This is a genomic window from Pseudomonadota bacterium (assembly GCA_027624955.1).
In the GTDB taxonomy this organism is placed as follows: domain Bacteria; phylum Pseudomonadota; class Alphaproteobacteria; order UBA828; family UBA828; genus PTKB01.
Genome location: JAQBTG010000012.1, coordinates 1 through 22,308 on the forward strand (window position 1 = coordinate 1; position 22,308 = coordinate 22,308).

Genomic DNA, 22,308 nt, shown 5'->3' on the forward strand with positions numbered 1-22,308 from the left:
CATCCAAATACCTCCTCATCTTCGTAAAATATCACGAATTACGTGGCACAGTTATAGGGGGGCAGGACAGGTCGGCATAGAGGGTCTGGAAACGGATGGGCGTCGAATACGCTCTTCAAGAAACTATTGCGCCACATTGGCTACCATCGATCACGCCCGGCGATTTTCAGAGCTATCTGATGCTAGGCGCCGCCGACATGCGGCAGGTGAAATGAGCGGCACTCGAAATCTAATCCAGAATAGGACTATTCGGCACCGAAGGCGTTGGCGAGATGGTGACGAATAGTCCGATCCCGGCGATCGTGAACGCCATAAAAAATGTACACGGTGTGCGTATCACGTAGATCTTTGTGACGCCAAAAGTGATCCATCGCGTGCTCGATGAAAAAGCGGCACAAGCCACCTGATCCCTCGGGCTTCTTCGGCTATGCTGCGGGAAGGAAGTGCGATAATTCAACATTTCGAAGTGGCAAATCATGGCTGAATCAAAAACCGTTGTCGGAACTCGCGAAGAATTGACGGAGCGCGCTCAGGGCCTTGTCCCGGCAATTCGCGCCCGCGCGGAACAAACGGACGGCCTGCGCCGGCTTCCGGATGACACACTCGACGAGCTGCGAACCGCCGGGCTGAACCGGGTCCTGCAGCCGGCCGCCTTTGGTGGTGCCGAGGCTCATTTCGGCGGTTTGGTGGATGTGATCAGCACTGTTGCTGGGGCCTGTGCTTCAACTGGCTGGGTCTTGGCGCAGTACACGATCCACAATTACATGATCGGGCAATTTCCGGAAGAAACGCAGCGCGACATGTGGGGGGAGAACCCCGGCGCGTTCGTCTGCGGCGTGCTAATACCGGGCTGCGGCAAGGCGGTGCCGGTGGATGGCGGATGGCGTCTCACCGGACGCTGGCCGTTTGCCAGCGGTGTCATGGGCGCAGACTGGTGCATCCTCTCCGCCTTTGAAGAGAGCGAAGCGCGTGAATCCCTGATGTTCGCCCTTCCGCGTGACCTTCTAACGATCCACGATACGTGGCACACCATGGGTCTCAAAGGGACCGGCAGCAACGATGTCTCGGTTGCAGACCTGTTCATTCCTACGCATCGCACGATGACTGTGGATGAATCAAAGTTCGGAAGGGCGCCGGGCACCAAGCTGAATACAGGCCCGCTTTATCGCCTTGGTACTTTCGCCATGTTTTCTGTCGTTCAGTCCTCTACTGCTTACGGTCACGCAAGGGCGACGTTCGAAAGTTTCCTCGAACGGACGCGGGCGCGCACCGGTCGGGTTACGGGCCAACGGGTGATCGACTACGGCACAACGCAAATCAAAATCGGCGAGGCCGCCGCGTCTCTCGATGCTGCGCGGGTACTGCTCTATGCCTGTGCCGATGAGGCGATGGCTGTGGCTACGGCGGGCGAGGTACTTGATATCGAGAGCAAGAGCCGGATGCGAGGCGACGCCACATTTGCCGGCAATCTCGCGGCGCGCGCCGTCGAGATCATGTTTTCGCTTGCGGGCGGCGCCGGGCTTTATGACGACCACCCGATCTCGCGCGCCTTTCGGGATACAAAATGCGCTCAGGCGCACATGACCCAAAATTGGGATATCAACGGCTCAAATTATGGCCGCGTGCTGCTCGGTCTGCCGACCCTCGACACCAGCATTTAGCAGCGCCAAGGCGGACAAAATTCAAGCGCTACTTCAGTTCGACGATCGCTTCGATTTCCACCGGAATTTGAAACGGCAGTGAGCCCATGCCGACCGCCGAGCGGGCGCAGCATCCGGCCTCGCCGAAGAGTTCGACCATCAGGTCGCTGAAGCCGTTGATCACCTTTGGCTGTTGTTCAAAATCGGGCGCAGCATTGACCATGCCGAGAACCTTGACGAAGCGCCGCACCCGGTCCAGGTCGCCGATTTCGGTTTTCAACGTGGACAGCATATTAAGACCTACCATGCGCGCCGCTGCATAGGCCTCGTCAATCGACACTTCGGTTGGCACCTTACCCTTGCGGTAATTGCCGTTCGCGTCGCTCGGTCCGTGTCCCGCGAGATAGACGAGTTTGCCGTAAGTGATAGCGCCGACGTAGTTTCCGACCGGCGCGGGCGGTGGAGAAAGCACAAGCCCGAGGGCTTTAATCTTTTCTTCGATAAGCATTTCGTCGTCTCCTAATTGGATTTTCGCAATCCTTGTTGTGACAATCGCCAGCACAGAATGTCAAAGCGGTCCTGGCCGTAGAATGGCTCGCCGGCAAATACCATCAGCGGCACGCCCCAATGGCCGGCGGCACGCTGGGCTTCCTGATTTTGTTCGATCTCGGAATCGAGCACCACGGCCTCGCACCGCGCGCGGCCGTCTAGTGCGTCGAAATCCAAGCCTGCTTTCTGACACGCATTGGAAAGATGGCTGCCCTCGTGCCAATTGTCCGTCGCACCATTCCACAGAAGTTTCATAACCGCCGAGCTGTACGCGAGGCCAAAGCCCGATTCCGTCGCTGCTTGGGCCATGCGGGTGATGTGGCGTATGTAAGGCTGCTCAGCGGCGATCGTGCCGCTCGCCAAATCCTGGACGATGGGATCGGGTAGCGGGCGCCGATATGGGATACTTAAATATTCCGCCAGCCGGTCCGAATCGCGCAGGTGATAGGGCCGATAAAGCGGATCAACCCGACGGAAAAATTCTGGATTGCGGACGGCGATCGGATAGACCGGCCGGATCACCACCCTGACGTCGTAATCGCGCGCTAGTACGGTCAAGCGATCAGTCAGCAAATAACAATACGGACTGCGGAACGAATAAAAGATTTCAACTTTATGTGGCATCGTCGCGGCCTTCATCCTGTCGACAAGCAATTGAGCCATTCCTGGAGTCGCCCCTGTGGAGGCGGCGCGGAATTAAGTGTCTGGTTCGCGGTACAGCTAGCGCCATTTTTTGCTGGATTCTGTCTGCCGTCAAAAGTGAGGCCAGCATAGCTTAAGCGATCAGAAGCGTCAGCCACGACGGAGATGGATAAACTCTGCCTTTGTTTTCGGTGCCACTACGCTTGGCAGCGAAGAAATATGATTGGCAGTTTTGTTACTCCATTTGTGCTGCTAAATTTCACCAATGCGGCCCTTCGACGGGTATCGCCTTTTTTCTTAGATAAGTCTTGTAACTAATTGAGCTAGTTAAATTTCATTTTCTAATTTGGGGGTATCAAAAATGGCTAGTAGTGGCTGGACGGTCTATCTTTCCGGCGAAATCCACAGCGGATGGCGCGAGGATATTATTCAGGGCGCAATTTCTGCAGGGCTAGATGTTGAATTTCTCTCTCCTGTGACCGATCATGAATCGAGCGACGATTGCGGCGTGGTGATCCTCGGTGAAGAATCGCAAAGTTTTTGGCACGACAATAAAGGTGCCAAGGTCAACGCCATTCGCACCCGGACATTAATCGATCGCAGCGATGTGGTGGTGGTGCGGTTTGGCGACAAATACCGCCAATGGAATGCCGCCTTCGACGCCGGATATGCCGCCGCCAAGGGCAAATCTATCGTCACAATTCACGATCCTTCGCTCGGTCACGCTCTGAAAGAGGTTGACGGTGCGGCCATGGCGGTTGCCGAAACACCGGCTCAAGTGGTGCGCATATTGAATTACGCTATTAATGGCCGTTTGGCAGGTTGAGCTGATGCCGCTGGCAGGCTGCTCGGGCTGCTAAGCTGAATTCTTCATTTGGCGCGCATGAAAGACCAGGGAGTGGGGCCTTGGCGGCCTTCCCAAAGCGCCAGAAACTGATCGAAGGAGCCGATTTTTTCGAGTTCCTCAAAAGCGTGGGGGTCACGGCTTTGGTGCCGAAAGCGCTCTATTCGATGACTTTCAGCAAAGCGTGCGATGACTGTTTCCGGCAGCGCTCTGTCCAGATTTTCATGCAGTTCAACCAAAATATCAAAGCCCTTAAGCGCGGGAATGCGTTCCGGGTCGAGCAACTCGCGCTCACCGCCCTCGATGTCGCATATCACCAACACGTGGCGACCAGCGAGGGCGGTCAATTCTTCGGCACCGCATTCCGCACCGACTGATATCCGCTCACCGACGCTGTTTTCCTTGGCCGCATCTCTGCAAAGGGCGCGGCGACCCTTGTGGAGGTCATAAGCCCTAATCTCAGTGTTCGGCATGCAACGCGCCAGCCCGACAGCGTAGTAACCGTCGCCGCACCCTATATTTACGACAAATTCATATGGCGTTTCGATGCAGCGTTCGATCACGCCATGCAGTTCCTGCTCGTAACAGCCGAGCAATTTAGGCGCCACGTTTCCTTCTGACGACCGGTTCAGCAGTTTCATGCCCTGAAACGGCCCAGATCGCACGAGCGAGCCGCCTTTGCCGTAGAGCGCGCCGCCGATTTCACGCGCCCGGTAGCGGGCGAGCAGGCTGAGACTATGACTTAGCTTAGCGCTGTTCGTGACACCTTCTCGGGACAGGGTTTGCAGAAGTTTCTGCATGACCTGCTCGCCTATATCTTGCGCCATGCCAAATCGATCCTGAGGTGATTTTTCGGGAATTGCATTTCTGCTATCACGGACGCTGCCCAACGGGCCCCACTCATTCCTTCAACTCTTCCAAGCCGGCGTAGAGATCCAGGGCACCGGGGTTGGCCAACGCTTCTTTGTTTTTGACCTCCTCGCCGTGAATAACGGCGCGCACCGCCAACTCTGTGATCTTGCCTGAGCGCGTGCGCGGTATGTCGGCCACTTGAATAACCTTAGCCGGCACGTGGCGGGGTGTGCATTCGGCGCGGATATGGTCGCGGATGCGCCGGGTCAGCAATTCGTCAAGGGCGATGCCCGCCCGCAGGCGAACGAACAGCACCACTCGGACATCGCCCAGCCAGTCCTGGCCAACGCAAATTGCTTCTTCCACTTCAGGCAACTGCTCGACCTGGCGGTATATTTCAGCGGTGCCAATGCGCACGCCGCCCGGGTTTAACACGGCGTCGGATCGACCGTAGATGATCAAGCCATCATGCTCGGTCAGAGCCACATAATCGCCATGGTGCCATATGCCGGGAAAGCGTTCGAAATAGGCAGCGCAGTATTTTTCGTCGTCAACGTCGTTCCAAAACGAGACCGGCATGGACGGGAAGGGAGCGGTACACACCAGCTCGCCCTTCTGACCGCGAATGGAATTGCCGTCATCGTCAAACACGTCGACCCGCATGCCAAGCCCGCGCGCCTGTAATTCCCCCGCCCATACTGGTCCGAGCGGATTGCCAAGCGCGAAGCAGGAGACAATATCGGTGCCGCCAGAAATGGAAGCCAAGTGAATGTCATTTTTGACCTCGGCGTATACATATTCAAAACTTTCCGGCGACAAAGGTGAGCCGGTCGAAGTCATGGTGCGCAGATTTTCCAATCGGTGAGTTTTGAGTGGCGCCAAGCCGGCTTTATGTGCGGCATCGATAAATTTTGCTGAAGTGCCAAACAGGGTCATCGCTTCGGCGTCCGCATAGTCGAACAGCACATTGCCGTCAGGCTGAAATGGCGCGCCGTCATAGAGCAGCAATGTCGCTTTGGAGGCCAACGCGCTGACCAGCCAATTCCACATCATCCAACCGCATGTGGTAAAGTAGAAAACGCGATCATTTTCTTTTATATCAGTATGTAAAACATGCTCTTTGATGTGTTGAATTAACGTCCCGCCGGCGCCGTGAACGATGCATTTGGGCACGCCCGTGGTGCCTGAAGAGAACATGATGAAGAGCGGATGATTGAATGGCATGGACGCAAATTCGATATCTCCTCCAGGCTGTTCGGCGATGATGTCCGAATAGTGTTCCGCGCCGGAGAGCCCATCGAGGCTCGCGCGCTCGCGGGTATAGGGAACGATGATGACAGTTTCGACACTTGGCAATTGTGGCAGCACCTCGCGTAATTTTTCTAGGCAATCGAGTTGCTTGCCGCCGTAAAAATACCCTTCGGCCGCGATCAGCGCTTTTGGTGCGATTTGGCCGAAACGGTCAAGCACTCCGTGGGCGCCGAAATCAGGCGAGCAGGAGGACCAGATCGCGCCGAGACTCGCCGTGGCCAGCATGGCGATGATTGTCTCCGGCATGTTTGGCAGATATCCCGCAACCCGGTCACCCACCCCGACGCCGCGAGCTTTGAGCGCCTGTGTCAGGCGCGAGACCTGGTCGTGCAATTCGCCGAAGCTTAGACGGCGCCGGACTCTTTCTTCTCCCCAAAAAATGATCGCGTCGCCTTCGTCGCGTCGGCGCAGAAGATTTTCGGCATAGTTCAAACGCGCGTCGGGAAACCATTGCGCGCCGGGCATTTTGCCACCGTCCACTAGGATACGTTTGCCCTGAGTCTCGGCGATTATCCCGGCGAAATCCCACAGGGACAGCCAAAATTGTTCCGGCTCCCGGATCGACCAGTCGTACAGCGTCTCGAAATCATCGAGGATAACGCCCCAGCGCTGGGCCGCTTGACTCATGAAGCGAGCCAGGTTGGCGGTTTCTTGCCGTTTTTTGCTAGGGCGCCAAAGTGGCTTGTTCACGCTATTTCTCCCGTCGACCGAAAGCGATCGAAGTATTTTCCAGGCGTCGCCTGGAATGTCAAAATCTGCCAGAACTTTACGGCACTGTGGTGCCATCTGTCGGATTCCATGACGCTATATGCTTTTAAGATGCCAAAGATAATCTTCTTTTTTCTGGGGTTTGCCAGTTTCATTGTTGGTGGCGGCGTTTTGCCTTCCGCATCCGGAGCGCACGAGGTCACAGATGTCGTCATGATTTCTCCGGGCAAAGACATCCAGTGTGCTGTCGACGCGCATGTGCCCGGTACCAATTATTTGTTGCTGTCTGGTGTTCACAGCCATGAGATGTGCATTGGGCCTGGGGTGAGACGATAAAATGCCGCGCGCGATACCGCATCTGGCCAGAATTGCATAAAAATTGGCCAGGAAGAGGATGGGCAGTTGGATATTCAACCGTTCGAGTCTCTTGATCGAAAATGCGAGAATATGCTTGTCGGGCCGATACTTCAGCGCACCGCCGGATGGCCGGATTTGGCTACCGTCCAAGTCGGTGATTGACTGCCGCGCAATATCGTCTATTTAAAGGGTACGAAATCAGTCCTATATAGGATTCAGGTATGATTCGGATTAGTAGAATGGCGGATTACGGCGTGGTCGCGCTCAGTTTCATGGCGCGCGATGCTGGCGCCTTTTATAGCGCCGCGGTTGTCGCGGATCGCACGGGAGTCCCACTTCCGAGTGCGAGTAAGCTATTGAAGTTGCTGGTCAACAGCGGTGTTTTGGTATCCCGCCGCGGCGCCGCGGGGGGGTATGGTCTAGCCCGCTCACCGCAGTCTATTTCGGTTGCGGATCTGGTGATCGCCGTGGACGGACCGATCGCGCTTGCGGATTGCCTGCAAGAAGCGTCTGGAAGTGTTTGCGGCCTGGAAGGCTTTTGCGCTGTGCGCGGGCCCTGGCAAAAGGTGAGCGACGCCATTCGTGTGGCGCTAGAAGAAGTAAAACTGGCGGACATCGCCGGGTCATTTCCGGGTGAAGGCATGGCGATCCCGACCAAGGACGCTGATGCACCCGTACCGTTCTTAAACGACCAATCTTGACGGGTTAGGCACAAATCTTATGGCAGCTAACATTGAAACCGCACGGGCCGTGGAGGCGCTCACCGAAGAGCGCTACAAATATGGTTTTGTCACCGATATTGAGAGCGATTCCGCGCCGCCCGGATTGAGCGAGGAAATCGTTCGCTTTATTTCAGCCAAGAAAGGCGAGCCCGAATGGCTCCTGGATTGGCGACTTCGTGCCTATCGCCGCTGGTTGGAAACCGCCGAGGATACACCCGGCTGGGCAAATCTCGACTATCCGGAAATCGATTATCAAGCCGCGAGCTATTATTCCGCTCCGTTGCGCGACGAAGACCGACCGCAGAGCCTGGATGAGGTCGATCCTCAGCTTCTCGAAACCTACGCGAAGCTCGGCATTCCGTTGCAGGAACAAGAGATGTTGGCTGGGGTTGCCGTCGATGCCGTGTTCGATAGCGTATCGGTGGCGACGACATTCAAATCCAAACTATACGAACTTGGCATTATTTTCTGCTCGCTTTCAGAGGCGGTGACTGAGCATCCGGAACTCGTGCAAAAATATCTCGGCACCGTTGTACCTTACGCCGATAACTACTTCGCCACCCTCAATTCGGCCGTCTTCACCGATGGCTCTTTCGTCTATATTCCCAAGGGCGTGCGCTGCCCGATGGAGTTGAGCACCTATTTCCGCATCAATGCCGCCAATACCGGCCAGTTCGAAAGAACATTGATAATCGCCGACGAGGGCTCCTATGTGAGTTATCTCGAAGGCTGCACGGCGCCGATGCGCGACGAAAACCAATTGCATGCCGCCGTTGTCGAGTTGATCGCATTCGATGACGCGGAAATAAAATATTCGACCGTGCAGAACTGGTATCCCGGCGATGAAAACGGTAAGGGTGGAATTTTCAATTTCGTCACCAAGCGCGGCGCTTGCCGCGGGCGGAATTCCAAGATCTCTTGGACACAAGTGGAAACCGGTTCCGCAATTACCTGGAAATATCCCAGTTGCTTGCTGTTGGGTGACGGATCGCAGGGCGAGTTCTATTCCATCGCCATTACCAACAACTGCCAGCAGGCGGATACCGGTACCAAAATGATCCATATCGGCAAGAACACCAAAAGCCGCATCGTCTCGAAAGGCGTATCGGCCGGCCGTGCCGATCAAACCTATCGCGGTTTAGTGCGCGTTCAGGGCAAGGCAGACAACGCCCGCAACCACACCCAGTGTGATTCGCTCTTGATCGGCGAGAAGTGTGGTGCCCATACGGTGCCTTACATTGAATCACGCAATGCTTCGGCGCATCTCGAGCATGAGGCGACGACGTCGAAAATCAGTGAAGACCAATTGTTCTATTGCCGCCAACGCGGCATCGCTGAGGAAGAGGCCGTGGCCTTGATCGTCAATGGCTTCTGCCGCGAGGTGTTGCAGGAACTCCCGATGGAATTTGCTGTCGAGGCGCAAAAGCTTGTGGCCATTAGCTTGGAAGGGAGCGTTGGCTGAGCGCCGGCGCCGATTGGGAAAGAAGATATGTTGGAAATCAAAGGCCTTTCAGTCTCGGTTGTGGGCAAGGAAATTCTGAAGAACTTCGACCTCTCGGTTGCGGCCGGCGAGGTGCACGCCATCATGGGGCCGAACGGCTCGGGCAAGAGTACGCTCTCTTATGTGCTAGCCGGGCGGGAAGGGTATGACATCACCGCCGGCAGCGTGAGCTATCGGGGACAGGATTTGCTCACGCTCAAGCCGGAAATACGAGCGCGCGAGGGTCTCTTCTTGGCCTTCCAATATCCGGTCGAGATCCCGGGCGTCGGCAGTGCCACATTTCTCAAGACGGCGGTCAACGCGATACGCAAGCATCGTGGCGAAAAAGAATATGACGCCATGGAGTTTCTCAAAATCATGCGCGCAAAGCGCGATGAGCTCGGCATCAGTGAAGAGATGATGCGCCGCGCTCTAAACGTAGGGTTTTCCGGCGGCGAGAAAAAGCGCAACGAAGTTTTACAAATGGCCCTACTGGAGCCCTATCTGGCCGTTCTGGACGAGACCGATTCCGGTCTTGATATTGATGCGCTGAGGGTCGCGGCGGACGGTATCAACTCACTGCGCTCGCCAGAACGCGCGATGATCGTCATCACACATTATCAGCGATTGCTCGAATATGTCGTGCCAGATTATGTACATGTCATGGCCGATGGGCAGATTGTACGTTCCGGCGGCAAAGAGCTGGCGCTGGAGCTGGAGGAAAAAGGCTATACCGGCGTCGGTGATAAGGCCGAGGCGGCGGCGTAATATGGGCACAGTTTTACCAAGGGCGTCGCGCGCCGGCCGATCGATTGATCTGCCTTACGCGGCTAAATTCGCGTCGATTCGAGCGGACCTGCCCGGCCGGGATCTGCCTTGGATAACTTCCGGGCGCGACGCGGCGATGGCGCGCTTTTCGGAACTTGGCCTGCCCAGTCAAAAGGTCGAGGATTGGAAATATTCCAACCTTTCGCCGTTGGCGAAAACCGACTTTACCGGACCTGACCGGAAAGCGGTTGAGGCGGCCCGCGACGAAGTGGCGCAACGGTTTCCTAAAGAAAGCACCGCAGGGCGCCTGGTGTTTATCAACGGCATGTTGGATGGCCCGCTTTCCGCGATGGAGAACCTTCCCGTCGGCGTTCGCGTAATTGGCTTGGCCGATGCGATGACCGGTGAGAGTGATTTGTTAAAGGCCCAAATGGATGATGCGGTCCCGGCGTTGAACGGCCATGCCCTGGCTGCGCTAAATGCCGCCTTTATGGCAGATGGTTGCCTCATCCTCCTCGAGCCCGATGCCGAACTAGCGCTGGAACTGTTGTTTGTTGCGGCACCCGACGTCGGCGCCGTGGCCTATCACCCACATATTTCCATTGCTGTCGGGGCGGGTAGCCGGCTTCTCCTCGGTGAGCAGCATGCGTCGCTTGGCGATCTTGAATATTGGTCAAATCCCGTGACGGCCATGCGCCTTGGTGAAGCCGCTCAGGTGCGCCACTACAAGCTCCAAGAAGAAAGTAGACGAGCCTGGCAAACCTCTCTGACCCAGGCACGCCTTGCAGCGGGCGCGACGTACGAGAATTTTATTGTCGCGACCGGCGGCCGATATGTACGCAATGAAATCGAGGTTGCGTTGAAAGGCTCAGGCGCATCATGCGAACTCGGCGGCAGCTTCTTGCTGGCCGGCGAACAGCAGGTCGACAACCGCCTGCTGGTTGACCATGTTGCGCCCAATGGCACCAGCCGACAAACCTATAAGGGCGTGTTGGACGAACACTCGCACGGTGTATTCCAAGGCAAGACGGTCGTCCATCGCGATGCGCAGAAGAGCGATGGCAATCAGCTCAGCCGGGCCTTATTGCTATCGCCCGATGCCATTATGGACGCCAAGCCGGAATTGAAAATCTACGCTGACGATGTGAAGTGCAGCCATGGTGCCACGGTCGGTGAGTTAGATGACGAGCAATTATTTTATCTGCGCGCACGCGGCATCGATGAAGCATCAGCGCGCAACCTTCTGATCGCCGCGTTCATGGAAGAACATTTGCAGTCTATAACCGACGATGCCGCGCGGGATTGGCTGCGTGGAGCTGTCTCTGTCTGGCTTGCGCAGCGCCTTTCCGCGGGAGAGGGTTGATGCAATCTGTTGCCGCCGTTCCTGAGAGTTCAGCCTTCGATGTAGCGCGTTGGCGCGCTGATTTTCCTATTTTGTCTGAGCGCGTTTACGACAAACCGCTGGTATTCCTTGATAGCGCTGCGAGCGCGCAAAAGCCGCAATGCGTCATCGATGCGGTTGCCCATTGTTATGGGCATGAATATGCCAATATCCATCGCGGCGTTTATTGGCTGAGCCAGCGCGCGACTGAGGCCTATGAAGGTGCAAGGATCAAGGTTCAACGCTTCATCAATGCCGCGTCCGAACGTGAAATTATCTTTACCAAAAGCACGACCGAGGCCATCAATCTGGTGGCAACGAGTTATGGTGGCGCCTCGCTCAAGGCGGGCGATGAAATTATCCTCTCGCAGATGGAGCATCACGCCAACATCGTGCCTTGGCAACTTTTGCGCGACCGTGTTGGCATCGAAATCAAAGTCGTGCCGATCGATGCGCGCGGCAACTTTCTGCTCGAGGAATTCGAAAAACTGTTAAACCCGCGCACGCGCCTGGTGGCCGTCACCCATACCTCCAACGCGCTCGGCACGATTACGCCGGTCGACGAAATTGTCCGCTTGGCGCATGCCCAAGGCGCCCTGGTGTTGCTCGATGGCGCACAATCCGTCGTACACGGGCCAGTCGACGTCCAGGCGTTGGATGTCGATTTTTTGGTATTCTCCGGACATAAGCTGTACGGGCCGAGCGGCATCGGCGTGCTGTATGGTAAAGCGGATATTCTTTCCGCAATGCCACCCTATCAAGGCGGCGGCGATATGATTCGGCGCGTCACGTTTGAGAAAACCGATTTCGCCGATATTCCTGGCCGGTTTGAAGCCGGAACGCCCCACATCGCAGGCGCTTATGGCCTCGCGGCGGCGATCGATTATGTGAGTGCCATCGGTATGGAGGCGATCGCGGCGCATGAGAATGATTTACTCGAATACGCGACCGAGCGGCTTCAAGAAATTAACTCGCTTCGCCTCATCGGCACTGCCGACCACAAGGCGGGTATCGTTTCGTTCGAATTGGACGGCGTTCACGCCCATGACATCGGCACCATTCTCGACCGTGAGGGAGTTGCCGTCCGGGTCGGCCATCATTGCGCCCAACCCGTGATGGACCATTTTGGCATCGCCGGTACGGTAAGGGCGTCGTTCGGCCTTTATAACGACAAGGCCGATATCGATGCCCTGGTTCGGGCCTTGGGCGCTGTCAGGGAGATATTTGACTGATGTCGGCGCTACGCGAACTCTATCAAGAGGTCATCCTCGACCACGGTAAGACGCCGCGCAATTTTGGCAAGCCGGAACATGTGACATGTGAATCGAACGGCCATAATCCGCTCTGCGGCGACACGGTCACGATCTATCTGCGCCTGAATGACGGAATTGTTGAAGAGGCCGGATTTGAAGGCCGCGGCTGCGCTATTTCGATCGCCTCCGCATCCATGATGACAGAAATTCTCAGGGGCAAGCGGCTTGATGAAGTACGCGCCATATTCGAGCGCTTCCATCATCTCCTGACAGAAGACGAGGCGGTCTGTGAAAGCGGCTTTGACGGTGACGAATTTGAGAAACTTATGGTGCTTTCTGGGGTGCGTGAATTCCCCATGCGGGTCAAATGCGCAACCCTCGCCTGGCACACGATGAAAGACGCGTTGCAAAGCGGTAGCGAAAAGGTCAGCACGGAATGATGGGATTATTCAAGCGCAAGAAACGGGAAGAGCCCGCGGCGACTGTGGTCGTCGCCGAGCCTGAAGACAAATCGAGCACATACCAGGCATGGTCTCCGGATGGCAATGATGAGACGCATGCGCCGACGCACGATAGCAGGCCTCAATATGAACCGCCGGAGCTTGTGATGGAAACGCCGCAGGCCAACGCGGAGGAATTGGAATCCATCGCCAATGCGGGAACCTTTGAAGAGCAAATCACAGCGGCGCTCAAGAAAGTCTACGACCCGGAAATACCAGTCGACATATATGAGATGGGATTAATTTACGGTGTTGCAGTATCGGAAACAAAAGATGTTTCCATCCAAATGACGTTGACTTCGCCGGGCTGCCCTGTCGCCGGGCAAATGCCGGGCATGGTGCAGCATGCGGTGCACAGTTTTGTAGAAGGCGTGGGCGATGTGGCAGTAGAGCTTGTTTGGGACCCGCCATGGACACAGGACCGGATGTCCGAGGCGGCGCAGCTTGAGCTTGGTTTCATATGAAACTAAATGCCGGGAATAGGAGATAAATTGGTGGCGAATCAAATTTTGACGTTAACGGAGTCCGCCAAGTCGCGGGTCCGCCACATTATGCAATTGCGTGATGAGGAGCCGCCGGCGATCGGCGTGCGTATCGGCGTGCGCAATGCCGGCTGTTCGGGCATGACCTACAGCATGGATTACGCTACTGAAGTTGGCGCCCTTGACGAAGTGATTGATGCGGACGACGTGAAAGTAATGATTGATCCGGCAGCGATCATGTTTTTGATCGGTACGGAACTTGATTACAAAGAAGAGAAACTCTCGGCGGGTTTTGTCTTCAATAATCCCAACGTCACATCGACCTGTGGCTGCGGCGAAAGTTTTACCGTGGGTTAGTTCGGGTTAGTCCGTCCAAAGCATATTCGTTGATGTCTTTCGCCGTTTAGCGTACCCGAACGCAGTCGTCCCCCCATGATGTTCTTACAAAATCTTGCTCCTGGAATCCGGCAATTCAGCGCACCGCCTGCTTGGGCGGGCGCTGAATGCACAGAAGATGTTGCCGCCCGGTGGTTCAGATCAGACGCTATAGTACATCTTGTACTCAATCGGATGGGGCGTCATTTCGAAGGCCAGAACCTCTTCGGATTTGAGCGCAATATAGCCGTCAATTAAATCGTCCGAGAACACTTCACCCTTTTTGAGGAATGCCCGGTCGTCGTCGAGCGATTCGAGCGCCTGGCGCAGGCTTCCACAAACGGTGGCGACACCCTTGAGCTCCTCTGGCGGCAGGTCGTAGAGGTTTTTATCCATCGCGTCGCCGGGATGAATCTTGTTCTCGATGCCGTCAATTCCCGCCATGAGCATAGCGGCAAAAGCGAGATAGGGATTGGCCGTGGCGTCGGGGAACCGCACTTCGACACGTTTGCCGTTTGGCGACGCCGCGTAGGGGATGCGGCAGGACGCCGATCGGTTGCGCGCAGAATAGGCCAGCAGAACTGGCGCCTCATAGCCCGGCACCAGACGCTTGTAACTGTTGGTCGAGGCGTTGGTGAAGGCGTTGAGGGAGCGGGCGTGCTTGATGATGCCACCTATATAGTAGAGCGCGCTCTCGGATAGATCGGCATAGCCGTTGCCGGCGAAGAGCGGCTTGCCGTCTCTCCAAATCGACTGATGGACATGCATACCGGAGCCATTATCATCGACCACCGGCTTTGGCATGAACGTCGCGGTCTTGCCGTATGAATGCGCCGTTTGATGCACGACATACTTATAGATCTGCACGCAATCGGCGGTGTGCAACATGGTGTCGAATTCGAAGCCGAGTTCGTTCTGGCTCGGCGCGACCTCATGGTGGTGCTTTTCCACTTTGATTCCCATGCCGCCCATATGGGTCAACATTTCGGCCCGCATGTCCGACATGGAATCGATTGGCGGAACAGGAAAATAGCCACCCTTGACGCCGGGTCGATGGCCCGTGTTGCCGCCCTCATATTCGCGCCCCGAATTGTAGGGACCCTCTTCCTGATCGAGCAGATAATACATCTGATGCATCGAAGTCTCGTAGCGCACATCGTCGAACACGAAAAACTCGGGCTCCGGTCCGAAATAAGCAGTGTCGCCGATACCGGAATAGGACAGATAGGCTTCGGCGCGCCGCGCCACGCCGCGCGGGCAGCGCCCGTAAGGCTGGCCGGTCGAGGGTTCGATCACATCGCAGGTCACGATCAATGTCGGCTGTGCGGTGAACGGGTCGACCACGGCGGAGGCGGCATCGGGCATAAGGATCATGTCCGATTCATGAATTTCCTTCCAGCCGTCGATGGACGAGCCGTCGAACATAATGCCGTCGCTAAATATGGCTTCGTTGATTGTGCGAAGGGCTTGCGCCGTGTGGTGCCACTTGCCGCGCGGATCGGTGAAGCGGAAGTCGACAAACTGAATGTCCTGTTCCTTGATGATTTTTAGAACCGTTTGAGCATCGCTCATGAAAATTATCCTCTGTTAGGTTGGTTCTGCCACAACGGGTGAAAGGGTTAGATTGCTTCGGGGCCGCGTTCGCCGGTGCGGATTCTGATGACTTCCTCCACCGACGTGATGAATATCTTGCCGTCGCCGATGCGGCCCGTCCGCGCGGCTTGCTGGATGGCCTCGACAGCGCGCTCGACCTGGGTTTCCTCGAGAATAATCTCGATCTTCACTTTGGGCAGGAAATCCACCACATACTCGGCGCCGCGGTAGAGTTCGGTGTGGCCGCGCTGGCGGCCAAATCCCTTAGCTTCGGTCACGGTGATACCTTGCAGTCCAATTTCGTGCAATGCGTCCTTCACCTCGTCGAGCTTGAACGGCTTGATGATGGCTTCAATCTTTTTCATGCCGACCCTTTCTGGCTTCAATTTTTGCAGCGTGGAGTAGGGCCACGCAGCTCCTATATTGCATAACGCGTGCCAAACTAGCGGAATCAAAATACTGTTTATTTATAATTGATTATAAGAGTAAGAGTGATTCCGCCTGGTGATATTGCAGCTTATTAATGCGCGCTGCCCAAAATATAGGCAGGCGAGTGACGCTGTAATTTGCACTTCCGCGCCAGTCGATTTTGGCACGGCCGGCAAACCACAGGCTAAGTCTATGAGCGGCCGAAATTAGCTGGCATAGTGCGGGCCGTTTTCTCTACCATTTGGGACCATAGTAATGAAAATCGCGGACCGTATGGCGCGGCTTGGCACCGAGACTGCCTTCGAAGTGCTGGCGCGCGCCAAAGCACTTGAAGCTGAAGGGCGTTCCATCATCAATCTCGGTATCGGCCAACCGGATTTTCAAACGCCGGAGAACATCGTCGAAGCGGCGCGGAAAGCCCTCACCGACGGACATCACGGCTATACTCCGGCGAACGGTATCCAGCCGCTACGAGAAGCGGTAGCGGCGGATATCGCCAAATACCGGGGCGCGGAAATTGATCCCGCCAGCGTCGTCGTGGTCCCGGGCGGCAAGGTCACCATGTTTTTCGCTGCACTCATGTTCGGTGAAGAAGGGGCGGAGATACTCTATCCCAATCCGGGCTTCCCCATATATCAATCGGCCATCGAATTTTCCGGCGCCACCGCCGTGCCGATACCGCTTTACGAGAAGACCGGTTTTTCCTTCAGCGCCGAAGAGGTGTTGTCGAAGATAACACCGCGCACGCGCCTCATCATGCTCAACAGCCCAGCCAACCCAACAGGCGGCGTCACGCCAAGAGCGGAATTCGACCGTCTGGTCGAAGGGTTGGAGGCGCACCCCGATGTCGCCATCATGAGCGACGAGATTTATTCGCGGCTGCTCTATGACGGCAACGAGCATGTCAGCCTGCTCAGCTACCCCTCGATCCGTGATCGCCTGATCCTGCTGGACGGCTGGTCAAAAACATACGCCATGACCGGTTGGCGCATCGGCTACGGCGTGTGGCCGGGCAAGCTTGCCGAGCAGGCAACGCGCCTCGCCGTAAACAGCAATTCCTGCGTCAATGCGCCGACGCAAATCGCCGCCATCGAGGCGTTGACGGGCCCACAAGAATCAGTCGAAACCATGCGTCTTGCCTTCAACGAACGGCGCAAGATCATCCTCCGCGAGCTCAATCAGATCGAAGGGTTCCGATGCGTCGAGCCGCAAGGCGCCTTCTACGCCATGCCCAACATCGAGGGCACCGGCATCAGTGCGCGAGAATTACAGGACGGTCTCCTGCAAGAGGCCGGAGTTGCTACCATTGCCGGCACCAGTTTTGGCCAATACGGGGAGGGATATTTGCGCTTTTCCTACGCCGCCAGCACCGAACAAATCCTTGAGGCGATGACAAGAATTCGAGAATTCCTAGCTAATCGCGCGCTATAGCGCCAGCCGACGAGGCTTGCCCGCCCGGCGCTTCAGGGAACAAACCCTGAGACCCTCCTTGACGCCCCTCAGGCCATGTACTATTCAAAGTTCGCTCGAAAGAGCCCCTGTGGCGGGTGTAGCTCAGCCGGTTAGAGCACCTGATTGTGGTTCAGGGGGTCGGGGGTTCAAGTCCCCTCACTCGCCCCAGTTTTTCAAATATTTAGCAGTCTGAACATAGGCGCCCGAGAGTCGATTGAAGTTCTAAGTTAACCCAGGGCTAACAGAAGAAGGGCAGGTCGGCCTCACTTTCCGAACATGGCGTCTCAGGGCCCATGTTCTCTGGCTCATGGTCATACAGGGACGTGACTAAGGCAAAGTAGACAACTTCTGTTCCGCACAATCCGTCGCTTGCCGATCTCATTTTGGAGGGGGCGCGCGCGGGAATCCCAAAAATTGAGCGTCGGTTACAGGAGTCGAATGAAATCAATTTCGGTCTTCCCAGCCAAGGACTGCAGTCCGCGCTCGGGGGTCGCAATTGAAGATTGAATCGACACTCGTAGCGGTTTTTGGTTCGAAAACAATGGAACACCAGAAATATGATGTGCCCGAGCACTGGTTTGTCGCAATGATAATGGGAGCGTCAGAGCGCCAAAAATACGCCGCTTGCCATGACGGCGTTAGAATGGCCAAAGCAAATCTAAATGCTGCATTAATCGCCTTCCAAGGACAGCGTTAGAATTCAGGGGAGACGCAGACTGGTCGGTCTTTGCATTCCATCGACGGACTAGATCTTCGTCCAGAAATCCGCGCGCTCATAAGCTCATCGAAGATGATCCCGAGTGCGCAATCGAGTTCATTGCATTTGTGAATTTGTTGACGAAATTGATCGATCAAGCGGAAAAATCGCCTCGCCCGCCTGACGTGGCTAATTGCTAACGGCGTAAACGTCAGGAGCAGGACACGGAAGTGAGTCGCGGGGGCCCAACCGTGTTGCCCCGGCCAGCCGGCTAGACGTCTTCGTAGCGGTCGTGATGGCGTATCCATGCCATCGGCCAAGGCAAGTCCGCTTCGCCCCGGCCCTCAGGCACGAGGTCCAGAAAATTATACGTGCCGATGAGTGCGTCGAGCCCGCGCCCGTAGCAGGAATAGGTGTGGTAGATCGCGCCGGACTCATCTTTTAAGAAGACGCTGGCGCCGGGTGCTTCTTCGCTCGGAAATTTGTTTGGCCGGAAATTGTAGAAGACCTCGCCCGCAGCCAATTCGTCCTCGGTAAACGAGGCCTGATAATCGTAATTGAAATCGCTGCCGAAGGAAGACACCCATTTGAAAGACCAGCCCATGCGCGCCCTGAACGCGTCGATCTCGGCAAGCGGCGCCCGCGAGGCGGCAAGCAAGGTCACATCCCGGTTCGCCAAATGCACGACGCTGCCGTCGATATGATCACACAGAAACGAACAACTCGGGCACCCCTGAGCCCAACCGGGACCGAACATGAAATGATAAATGATCAACTGGCTGCGGCCGGCGAATAGTTCGCCAAGCGCCTCCTCGCCTTCTGGACCATTGAAAACGTAGGTCTTGTCGACTTCGTGGCAAGGCAGCTGACGTCGCTCCGCACTGATGCGATCTCGTAGATGCGTGAGTTCTTTCTCGCGCTCCAAATGGGCCTTGCGCGCTGCCAGCCACTCATCCGATGATACGATTCTGTGCTTCACGATTTGGCCCTCCTGTGGCGCGATATTGGTCGCACGCTGCGATCGGGAGTATAGCGCTGGCTGTGAACGAGCGGAACTGCTTCCGCGCTGGTGGGGTTTCTTGAACAGGCAATTGCGAAGCGTCTGCCAACGAAGGGACTACCGCATACGCCCGGGTATGACCGTGCGAAAATTATCTACACGTCCGGTAGGTCTCTATCGCCAACTTGCACGTCAAAATTGTATATTCGGAACGACTTCACTAGCCCTGTTGTTTATTGTATTTGTTGGCCATGGCAAATGAACCAAATCCAATAGACATTCATGTGGGAAAGCGAGTCCGCGCGCGCCGTACTCTGATGGGCCTCAGCCAATCAAAACTCGGAGAAGCGATCAGTACGACGTTCCAGCAGGTACAGAAATACGAGCGCGGCATGAACCGCATCTCCTCGAGCCGGCTCTACCAAATAGCCGAAGTGCTCGGCGTTCCCATTCCATATTTCTTCGACAATTTGCCGGCCGATATTTCCGGGCGCCGGACTCCCGGACTGTCCGATGTGACGCCCGCGCCCTTTGAAGGCGATCCAATGGCCGATCAGGAGACGTTAAAACTGGTACGCGCCTATTACCGCATCCAGAATCCACTGCTGCGCCAGCGGCTGCGTGAATTGGTGAAGGCTCTCTCCACCTAAACTTAAAGCGTTGGTTACTGAAAATCCGATGTCACGCTTTTTTGCGTTTGGTGACGCGCGGGCGGACGCTGCTCTAGGACATTGTTCCTAGAGCCTAATCAGTCCACTTGTGAAACCGATGTCGTAGATCAGCCAAATTCCAAAGCCGATCGTGGCGGTGCCGGTCACGGCGTTCAGGGCGTTGTGCGCCCAAGTGAGCGACCCGGCCAATTTCTGTAACGGCAGCGAGATCGCGACGGAGAGCAGCACCATGCCCAACATCGTGCCGACGGCAAACAGTCCGATATAAAGAAAGGCCGGCCACAGCGAATCGAGCTGGCCAAGGGTGAGAAGGATAAGCGCCGCCGAGCCGGCCATGCCGTGCATGAGACCGACGACAAAGGCGCGCGAGCGCATCCCGGCGTGGGGATGATCGTGCTGCGAGCGGCGGTGCGCGCCTTCGCCGGCATGTGAGTGGGCATGAAAATGCGTCACATCGCTGTCATGACGATGGGCGTGAAAATGAATGCGCTCCCGGATCAGTCGATTGAGGACGTCATAGCCGAGCCACACAAGCATCACGCCGACAGCCAGTTCGAGGTATTGGGCGACCTCTACCGACATAACGCTGTCTAGTGAAATCACCACGGAGCCCACAGCGAACAACATCAGCGTATGTCCGAGGCCCCAGGCGGCGGCAAGTCTCGCTGCCGCTGATAAGCTCTTGGAACGGGATGTCAGGGAAGCGATGGCGGCGACATGATCCGCCTCAATAGCGTGGCGCAGTCCGATCACGAAACCTAGAAGGAGAACAGAACCCATCGGACCGCATCATGGTGTGCATGATTAAAATCTTATCGAACGGTTGTGCACGCGACGACGGGAGAAATCAATGCCTTCCCGGAAGGCTGGACCAATGCTTTCTCAGAAAGCAGAGCAAGCCCGTTGCAGGTTCGCGCCGGAAAATTTCGCCCGTCTTTACGTTGCGACTTCAGATCGGCGCCACGGCAACTGCGTCAATTTCGACCAGCCAACCCGGCAGCACCAAGCCCGATACCACAAGAGTGGTTGAGGCGCCGCGATGGTTTTCGCCGAGAAATTTCTTCCGCATTTTCGCCAAAATCGGAACGTATTCCCGATCCAGGATATAGCTGTTCGTCTTAACGATATCTTGCGGCGTCATACCGGCCTCGGCCAATACGGCACAGATATTTTGCCAGACTAATTCGGCTTGTGCCGCAATGCCGTCGGGCACAGAGCCATCGGCTGCGATGCCGATCTGCCCCGACACATGCAGGAGCCGCCCTGGCAGCGCCGTTTCGACACCATGCTCATAGTGACCGAACGGACCGGCGATCTGCTTCGGGTTGTGGAATGTATGCATGTGGCGATTTCCCTACTGTTGATGCCGCGCGGTGTTGTTAGACATTTTCGGCTGTTCGCGTTTGGCGAAGGATGGGGCTGTCGGCGATAGGCCAATGCAGTATCGCTGCCAGCACACCGAGACCCACAGCGACGAGCCATACTTGGTCGTAAGAGCCCGTTAAGTCGAACATGTAGCCGCCGAGCCAGGCACCCAGGAAGCCGCCAATCTGGTGGCTGAAAAATACTATGCCAAAAAGCGCGCCGAGATAACGCGGACCAAAAACCTGCGCCACAAGGCCGCTTGTCAGTGGCACCGTGCCCAACCACAGGAAGCCAATCGCCCCGGCAAAGATCAACACTGAAGTTTGCGTGACGGGAAAGACGAGAAAGCCGGCGATAATAATTGCCCGCGCCAAATAATAGTAACTGAGCACATGCTTTTGGCGGAATTTTCCGCCGAGCCAACCGGACGCGATGGTGCCAAGTATATTAAAAAATCCGATCATCGCGATGGCCGTCGCGGCGAGCATCGGCGGCAAGTTATGATCGGATAGGAAAGGTGGCAAATGTGTCGCGATAAAAGCGACATGAAATCCGCAGACAAAAAAGCCGCCGCACAACAACCAATAACCTGAATGCCGGGACGCCTCCTTCAAGGCCTCGCGCAGGCTGTCGGCCGAAACGGTATCGGTTGTGCTCTTCCCTTTGACGCCAAGCGCCAGAGGAATGATCAGGGCGGCGATAACGGCCATGATCAAAAGCGCCGAAGCCCATCCCAGACTATCAAGCAAAGCGGCGCCGATGGGCGCCATGAATAATTGACCGGAGGATCCGCCGGCGCTTGCAATGCCCAGCGCCATGCTGCGTTTTTCCGGCGGAAACGCGCGCCCTACGGGGCCGAGAACCACCGCAAACCCCGCCGCGCTGACGCCCAGTCCGACCAGCACGCCGGCGCCACCATGCAGGCCCAACGGCCCCGTCGCATTGGCCATCAGCAGCAGGCCGCCGGCATAAAACAAGCCGCCGAGCACTGCGATTCGCCCGGCGCCGTAGCGATCCGCCAACCCACCGAATATCGGTTGGCTGATACCCCAGACGATCATCTGAATGGCGATGGCGAGCGAAAAAACTTCGCGGGGCAACTGTAGGTCCAGGCTCATCGGCTGGAGGAACAGGCCGAACGAATTCCGCATGCCCATTGCGAGCAGAAGAATCAGCGCGCCGCAAACGACCAGCACGTAGGGAGACGGAGAACGGGAGAGAACCTTCAGCATCGGAT

General features: G+C 56.4%; 23 protein-coding genes and 1 tRNA gene. 13 read left to right on the forward strand and 11 right to left on the reverse strand.

The window, feature by feature from the left end:
• Nucleotides 1-476 precede the first annotated feature (476 nt).
• Nucleotides 477-1,661 (forward strand): acyl-CoA dehydrogenase family protein, encoded by a 1,185-nt coding sequence (locus O3A94_06370; GenBank protein ID MDA1355879.1) that lies wholly within the window; start codon nt 477-479, stop codon nt 1,659-1,661.
• Between the two features lie 28 nt (nt 1,662-1,689).
• Here O3A94_06370 and O3A94_06375 read toward each other — a convergent pair whose 3' ends face one another.
• Nucleotides 1,690-2,148, reverse strand: coding sequence for a RidA family protein (locus O3A94_06375; protein ID MDA1355880.1), 459 nt, complete (start codon nt 2,146-2,148; stop codon nt 1,690-1,692).
• Nucleotides 2,149-2,159: 11 nt separating this feature from the next.
• Complete coding sequence (locus O3A94_06380) at nt 2,160-2,852, reverse strand: DsbA family protein (GenBank protein MDA1355881.1); 693 nt, start codon at nt 2,850-2,852, stop codon at nt 2,160-2,162.
• Nucleotides 2,853-3,192: 340 nt separating this feature from the next.
• Between O3A94_06380 and O3A94_06385 the strand changes: the two genes are divergently transcribed.
• Nucleotides 3,193-3,657: a YtoQ family protein gene (locus O3A94_06385; protein MDA1355882.1), complete on the forward strand. Its 465-nt coding sequence runs from the start codon at nt 3,193-3,195 to the stop codon at nt 3,655-3,657.
• Between the two features lie 44 nt (nt 3,658-3,701).
• Here the strand turns inward: O3A94_06385 and O3A94_06390 are convergent, their stop codons facing one another.
• From O3A94_06390 to O3A94_06400, 3 genes are all read right to left on the reverse strand, one after another.
• Nucleotides 3,702-4,502 carry a hypothetical protein gene (locus O3A94_06390; GenBank protein MDA1355883.1) on the reverse strand — a complete coding sequence of 267 codons (801 nt, stop codon included), beginning with the start codon at nt 4,500-4,502 and terminating at the stop codon, nt 3,702-3,704.
• Nucleotides 4,503-4,575: 73 nt separating this feature from the next.
• Nucleotides 4,576-6,528 (reverse strand): acetoacetate--CoA ligase, encoded by a 1,953-nt coding sequence (locus O3A94_06395; protein MDA1355884.1) that lies wholly within the window; start codon nt 6,526-6,528, stop codon nt 4,576-4,578.
• Nucleotides 6,529-6,642: 114 nt separating this feature from the next.
• Nucleotides 6,643-7,053, reverse strand: a complete 411-nt coding sequence (locus tag O3A94_06400) for a hypothetical protein (protein ID MDA1355885.1) — start codon at nt 7,051-7,053, stop codon at nt 6,643-6,645.
• A gap of 71 nt (nt 7,054-7,124) precedes the next feature.
• Here O3A94_06400 and O3A94_06405 point away from each other — a divergent pair, with 71 nt between their 5' ends.
• The 8 genes from O3A94_06405 to O3A94_06440 all read left to right on the forward strand — a co-directional run bounded on the left by O3A94_06405 (nt 7,125) and on the right by O3A94_06440 (nt 13,846).
• Nucleotides 7,125-7,604 (forward strand): SUF system Fe-S cluster assembly regulator, encoded by a 480-nt coding sequence (locus O3A94_06405; GenBank protein MDA1355886.1) that lies wholly within the window; start codon nt 7,125-7,127, stop codon nt 7,602-7,604.
• A 19-nt stretch (nt 7,605-7,623) separates the two neighbouring features.
• Entirely contained in the window at nt 7,624-9,087 is a 1,464-nt protein-coding gene (gene sufB, locus O3A94_06410) for a Fe-S cluster assembly protein SufB (GenBank protein MDA1355887.1), read from the forward strand.
• A gap of 27 nt (nt 9,088-9,114) precedes the next feature.
• Entirely contained in the window at nt 9,115-9,873 is a 759-nt protein-coding gene (gene sufC, locus O3A94_06415; protein MDA1355888.1) for a Fe-S cluster assembly ATPase SufC, read from the forward strand.
• A gap of 1 nt (nt 9,874) precedes the next feature.
• The gene (gene sufD, locus O3A94_06420; GenBank protein ID MDA1355889.1) at nt 9,875-11,236 is read left to right on the forward strand and encodes a Fe-S cluster assembly protein SufD; all 1,362 of its coding nucleotides are present in this window, start codon (nt 9,875-9,877) and stop codon (nt 11,234-11,236) included.
• Nucleotides 11,236-12,486, forward strand: coding sequence for a cysteine desulfurase (locus O3A94_06425; protein MDA1355890.1), 1,251 nt, complete (start codon nt 11,236-11,238; stop codon nt 12,484-12,486). The genes sufD and O3A94_06425 overlap by 1 nt, the downstream gene beginning before the upstream one ends.
• Nucleotides 12,486-12,947: an SUF system NifU family Fe-S cluster assembly protein gene (locus tag O3A94_06430; protein ID MDA1355891.1), complete on the forward strand. Its 462-nt coding sequence runs from the start codon at nt 12,486-12,488 to the stop codon at nt 12,945-12,947. Before O3A94_06425 ends, O3A94_06430 begins: the two co-directional genes overlap by 1 nt.
• Before the next feature lie 167 nt (nt 12,948-13,114).
• Nucleotides 13,115-13,471 carry an SUF system Fe-S cluster assembly protein gene (locus O3A94_06435; GenBank protein ID MDA1355892.1) on the forward strand — a complete coding sequence of 119 codons (357 nt, stop codon included), beginning with the start codon at nt 13,115-13,117 and terminating at the stop codon, nt 13,469-13,471.
• 30 nt (nt 13,472-13,501) lie between these two features.
• Nucleotides 13,502-13,846 (forward strand): iron-sulfur cluster assembly accessory protein, encoded by a 345-nt coding sequence (locus tag O3A94_06440; protein MDA1355893.1) that lies wholly within the window; start codon nt 13,502-13,504, stop codon nt 13,844-13,846.
• A 180-nt stretch (nt 13,847-14,026) separates the two neighbouring features.
• On the opposite strand, the gene glnA is transcribed toward O3A94_06440, so the two are convergent.
• Together glnA and O3A94_06450 are read right to left on the reverse strand one after the other, a co-directional pair.
• Nucleotides 14,027-15,436: a type I glutamate--ammonia ligase gene (gene glnA, locus O3A94_06445; protein MDA1355894.1), complete on the reverse strand. Its 1,410-nt coding sequence runs from the start codon at nt 15,434-15,436 to the stop codon at nt 14,027-14,029.
• Nucleotides 15,437-15,483: 47 nt separating this feature from the next.
• The gene (locus tag O3A94_06450) at nt 15,484-15,822 is read right to left on the reverse strand and encodes a P-II family nitrogen regulator (GenBank protein MDA1355895.1); all 339 of its coding nucleotides are present in this window, start codon (nt 15,820-15,822) and stop codon (nt 15,484-15,486) included.
• Between the two features lie 319 nt (nt 15,823-16,141).
• Between O3A94_06450 and O3A94_06455 the strand changes: the two genes are divergently transcribed.
• A complete protein-coding gene (locus O3A94_06455) occupies nt 16,142-17,317 on the forward strand; it encodes a pyridoxal phosphate-dependent aminotransferase (GenBank protein MDA1355896.1) in 1,176 nt (391 codons plus the stop codon).
• 112 nt (nt 17,318-17,429) lie between these two features.
• Nucleotides 17,430-17,506 (forward strand) — tRNA-His (locus O3A94_06460).
• An 800-nt stretch (nt 17,507-18,306) separates the two neighbouring features.
• On the opposite strand, the gene O3A94_06465 is transcribed toward O3A94_06460, so the two are convergent.
• Complete coding sequence (locus O3A94_06465) at nt 18,307-19,014, reverse strand: thioredoxin family protein (protein ID MDA1355897.1); 708 nt, start codon at nt 19,012-19,014, stop codon at nt 18,307-18,309.
• Between the two features lie 305 nt (nt 19,015-19,319).
• Between O3A94_06465 and O3A94_06470 the strand changes: the two genes are divergently transcribed.
• Nucleotides 19,320-19,685 carry a helix-turn-helix domain-containing protein gene (locus O3A94_06470; GenBank protein MDA1355898.1) on the forward strand — a complete coding sequence of 122 codons (366 nt, stop codon included), beginning with the start codon at nt 19,320-19,322 and terminating at the stop codon, nt 19,683-19,685.
• A gap of 87 nt (nt 19,686-19,772) precedes the next feature.
• Here O3A94_06470 and O3A94_06475 read toward each other — a convergent pair whose 3' ends face one another.
• The 3 genes from O3A94_06475 to O3A94_06485 all read right to left on the reverse strand — a co-directional run bounded on the left by O3A94_06475 (nt 19,773) and on the right by O3A94_06485 (nt 22,303).
• Nucleotides 19,773-20,486, reverse strand: coding sequence for an urease accessory protein (locus tag O3A94_06475; GenBank protein MDA1355899.1), 714 nt, complete (start codon nt 20,484-20,486; stop codon nt 19,773-19,775).
• Nucleotides 20,487-20,655: 169 nt separating this feature from the next.
• Entirely contained in the window at nt 20,656-21,048 is a 393-nt protein-coding gene (locus O3A94_06480) for a RidA family protein (GenBank protein MDA1355900.1), read from the reverse strand.
• Nucleotides 21,049-21,085: 37 nt separating this feature from the next.
• On the reverse strand, nt 21,086-22,303 hold the full coding sequence (locus O3A94_06485; protein MDA1355901.1) for an MFS transporter: 1,218 nt from the start codon (nt 22,301-22,303) through the stop codon (nt 21,086-21,088).
• Nucleotides 22,304-22,308: the final 5 nt, after the last annotated feature.

Coding starts and splice junctions, on each gene's coding strand:
- sufB (MDA1355887.1), top strand. CDS start 7,624: ATGGCAGCTAACATTGAAACCGCACGGGCCGTGGAGGCGCTCACCGAA.
- O3A94_06455 (MDA1355896.1), top strand. CDS start 16,142: ATGAAAATCGCGGACCGTATGGCGCGGCTTGGCACCGAGACTGCCTTC.
- O3A94_06390 (MDA1355883.1), bottom strand. CDS start 4,502: ATGGCGCAAGATATAGGCGAGCAGGTCATGCAGAAACTTCTGCAAACC.
- O3A94_06480 (MDA1355900.1), bottom strand. CDS start 21,048: ATGCATACATTCCACAACCCGAAGCAGATCGCCGGTCCGTTCGGTCAC.
- O3A94_06430 (MDA1355891.1), top strand. CDS start 12,486: ATGTCGGCGCTACGCGAACTCTATCAAGAGGTCATCCTCGACCACGGT.
- O3A94_06375 (MDA1355880.1), bottom strand. CDS start 2,148: ATGCTTATCGAAGAAAAGATTAAAGCCCTCGGGCTTGTGCTTTCTCCA.
- O3A94_06425 (MDA1355890.1), top strand. CDS start 11,236: ATGCAATCTGTTGCCGCCGTTCCTGAGAGTTCAGCCTTCGATGTAGCG.
- O3A94_06450 (MDA1355895.1), bottom strand. CDS start 15,822: ATGAAAAAGATTGAAGCCATCATCAAGCCGTTCAAGCTCGACGAGGTG.
- O3A94_06380 (MDA1355881.1), bottom strand. CDS start 2,852: ATGGCTCAATTGCTTGTCGACAGGATGAAGGCCGCGACGATGCCACAT.
- O3A94_06405 (MDA1355886.1), top strand. CDS start 7,125: ATGATTCGGATTAGTAGAATGGCGGATTACGGCGTGGTCGCGCTCAGT.
- O3A94_06485 (MDA1355901.1), bottom strand. CDS start 22,303: ATGCTGAAGGTTCTCTCCCGTTCTCCGTCTCCCTACGTGCTGGTCGTT.
- sufC (MDA1355888.1), top strand. CDS start 9,115: ATGTTGGAAATCAAAGGCCTTTCAGTCTCGGTTGTGGGCAAGGAAATT.
- O3A94_06435 (MDA1355892.1), top strand. CDS start 13,115: ATGGAAACGCCGCAGGCCAACGCGGAGGAATTGGAATCCATCGCCAAT.
- sufD (MDA1355889.1), top strand. CDS start 9,875: ATGGGCACAGTTTTACCAAGGGCGTCGCGCGCCGGCCGATCGATTGAT.
- glnA (MDA1355894.1), bottom strand. CDS start 15,436: ATGAGCGATGCTCAAACGGTTCTAAAAATCATCAAGGAACAGGACATT.
- O3A94_06385 (MDA1355882.1), top strand. CDS start 3,193: ATGGCTAGTAGTGGCTGGACGGTCTATCTTTCCGGCGAAATCCACAGC.
- O3A94_06475 (MDA1355899.1), bottom strand. CDS start 20,486: ATGGGTTCTGTTCTCCTTCTAGGTTTCGTGATCGGACTGCGCCACGCT.
- O3A94_06370 (MDA1355879.1), top strand. CDS start 477: ATGGCTGAATCAAAAACCGTTGTCGGAACTCGCGAAGAATTGACGGAG.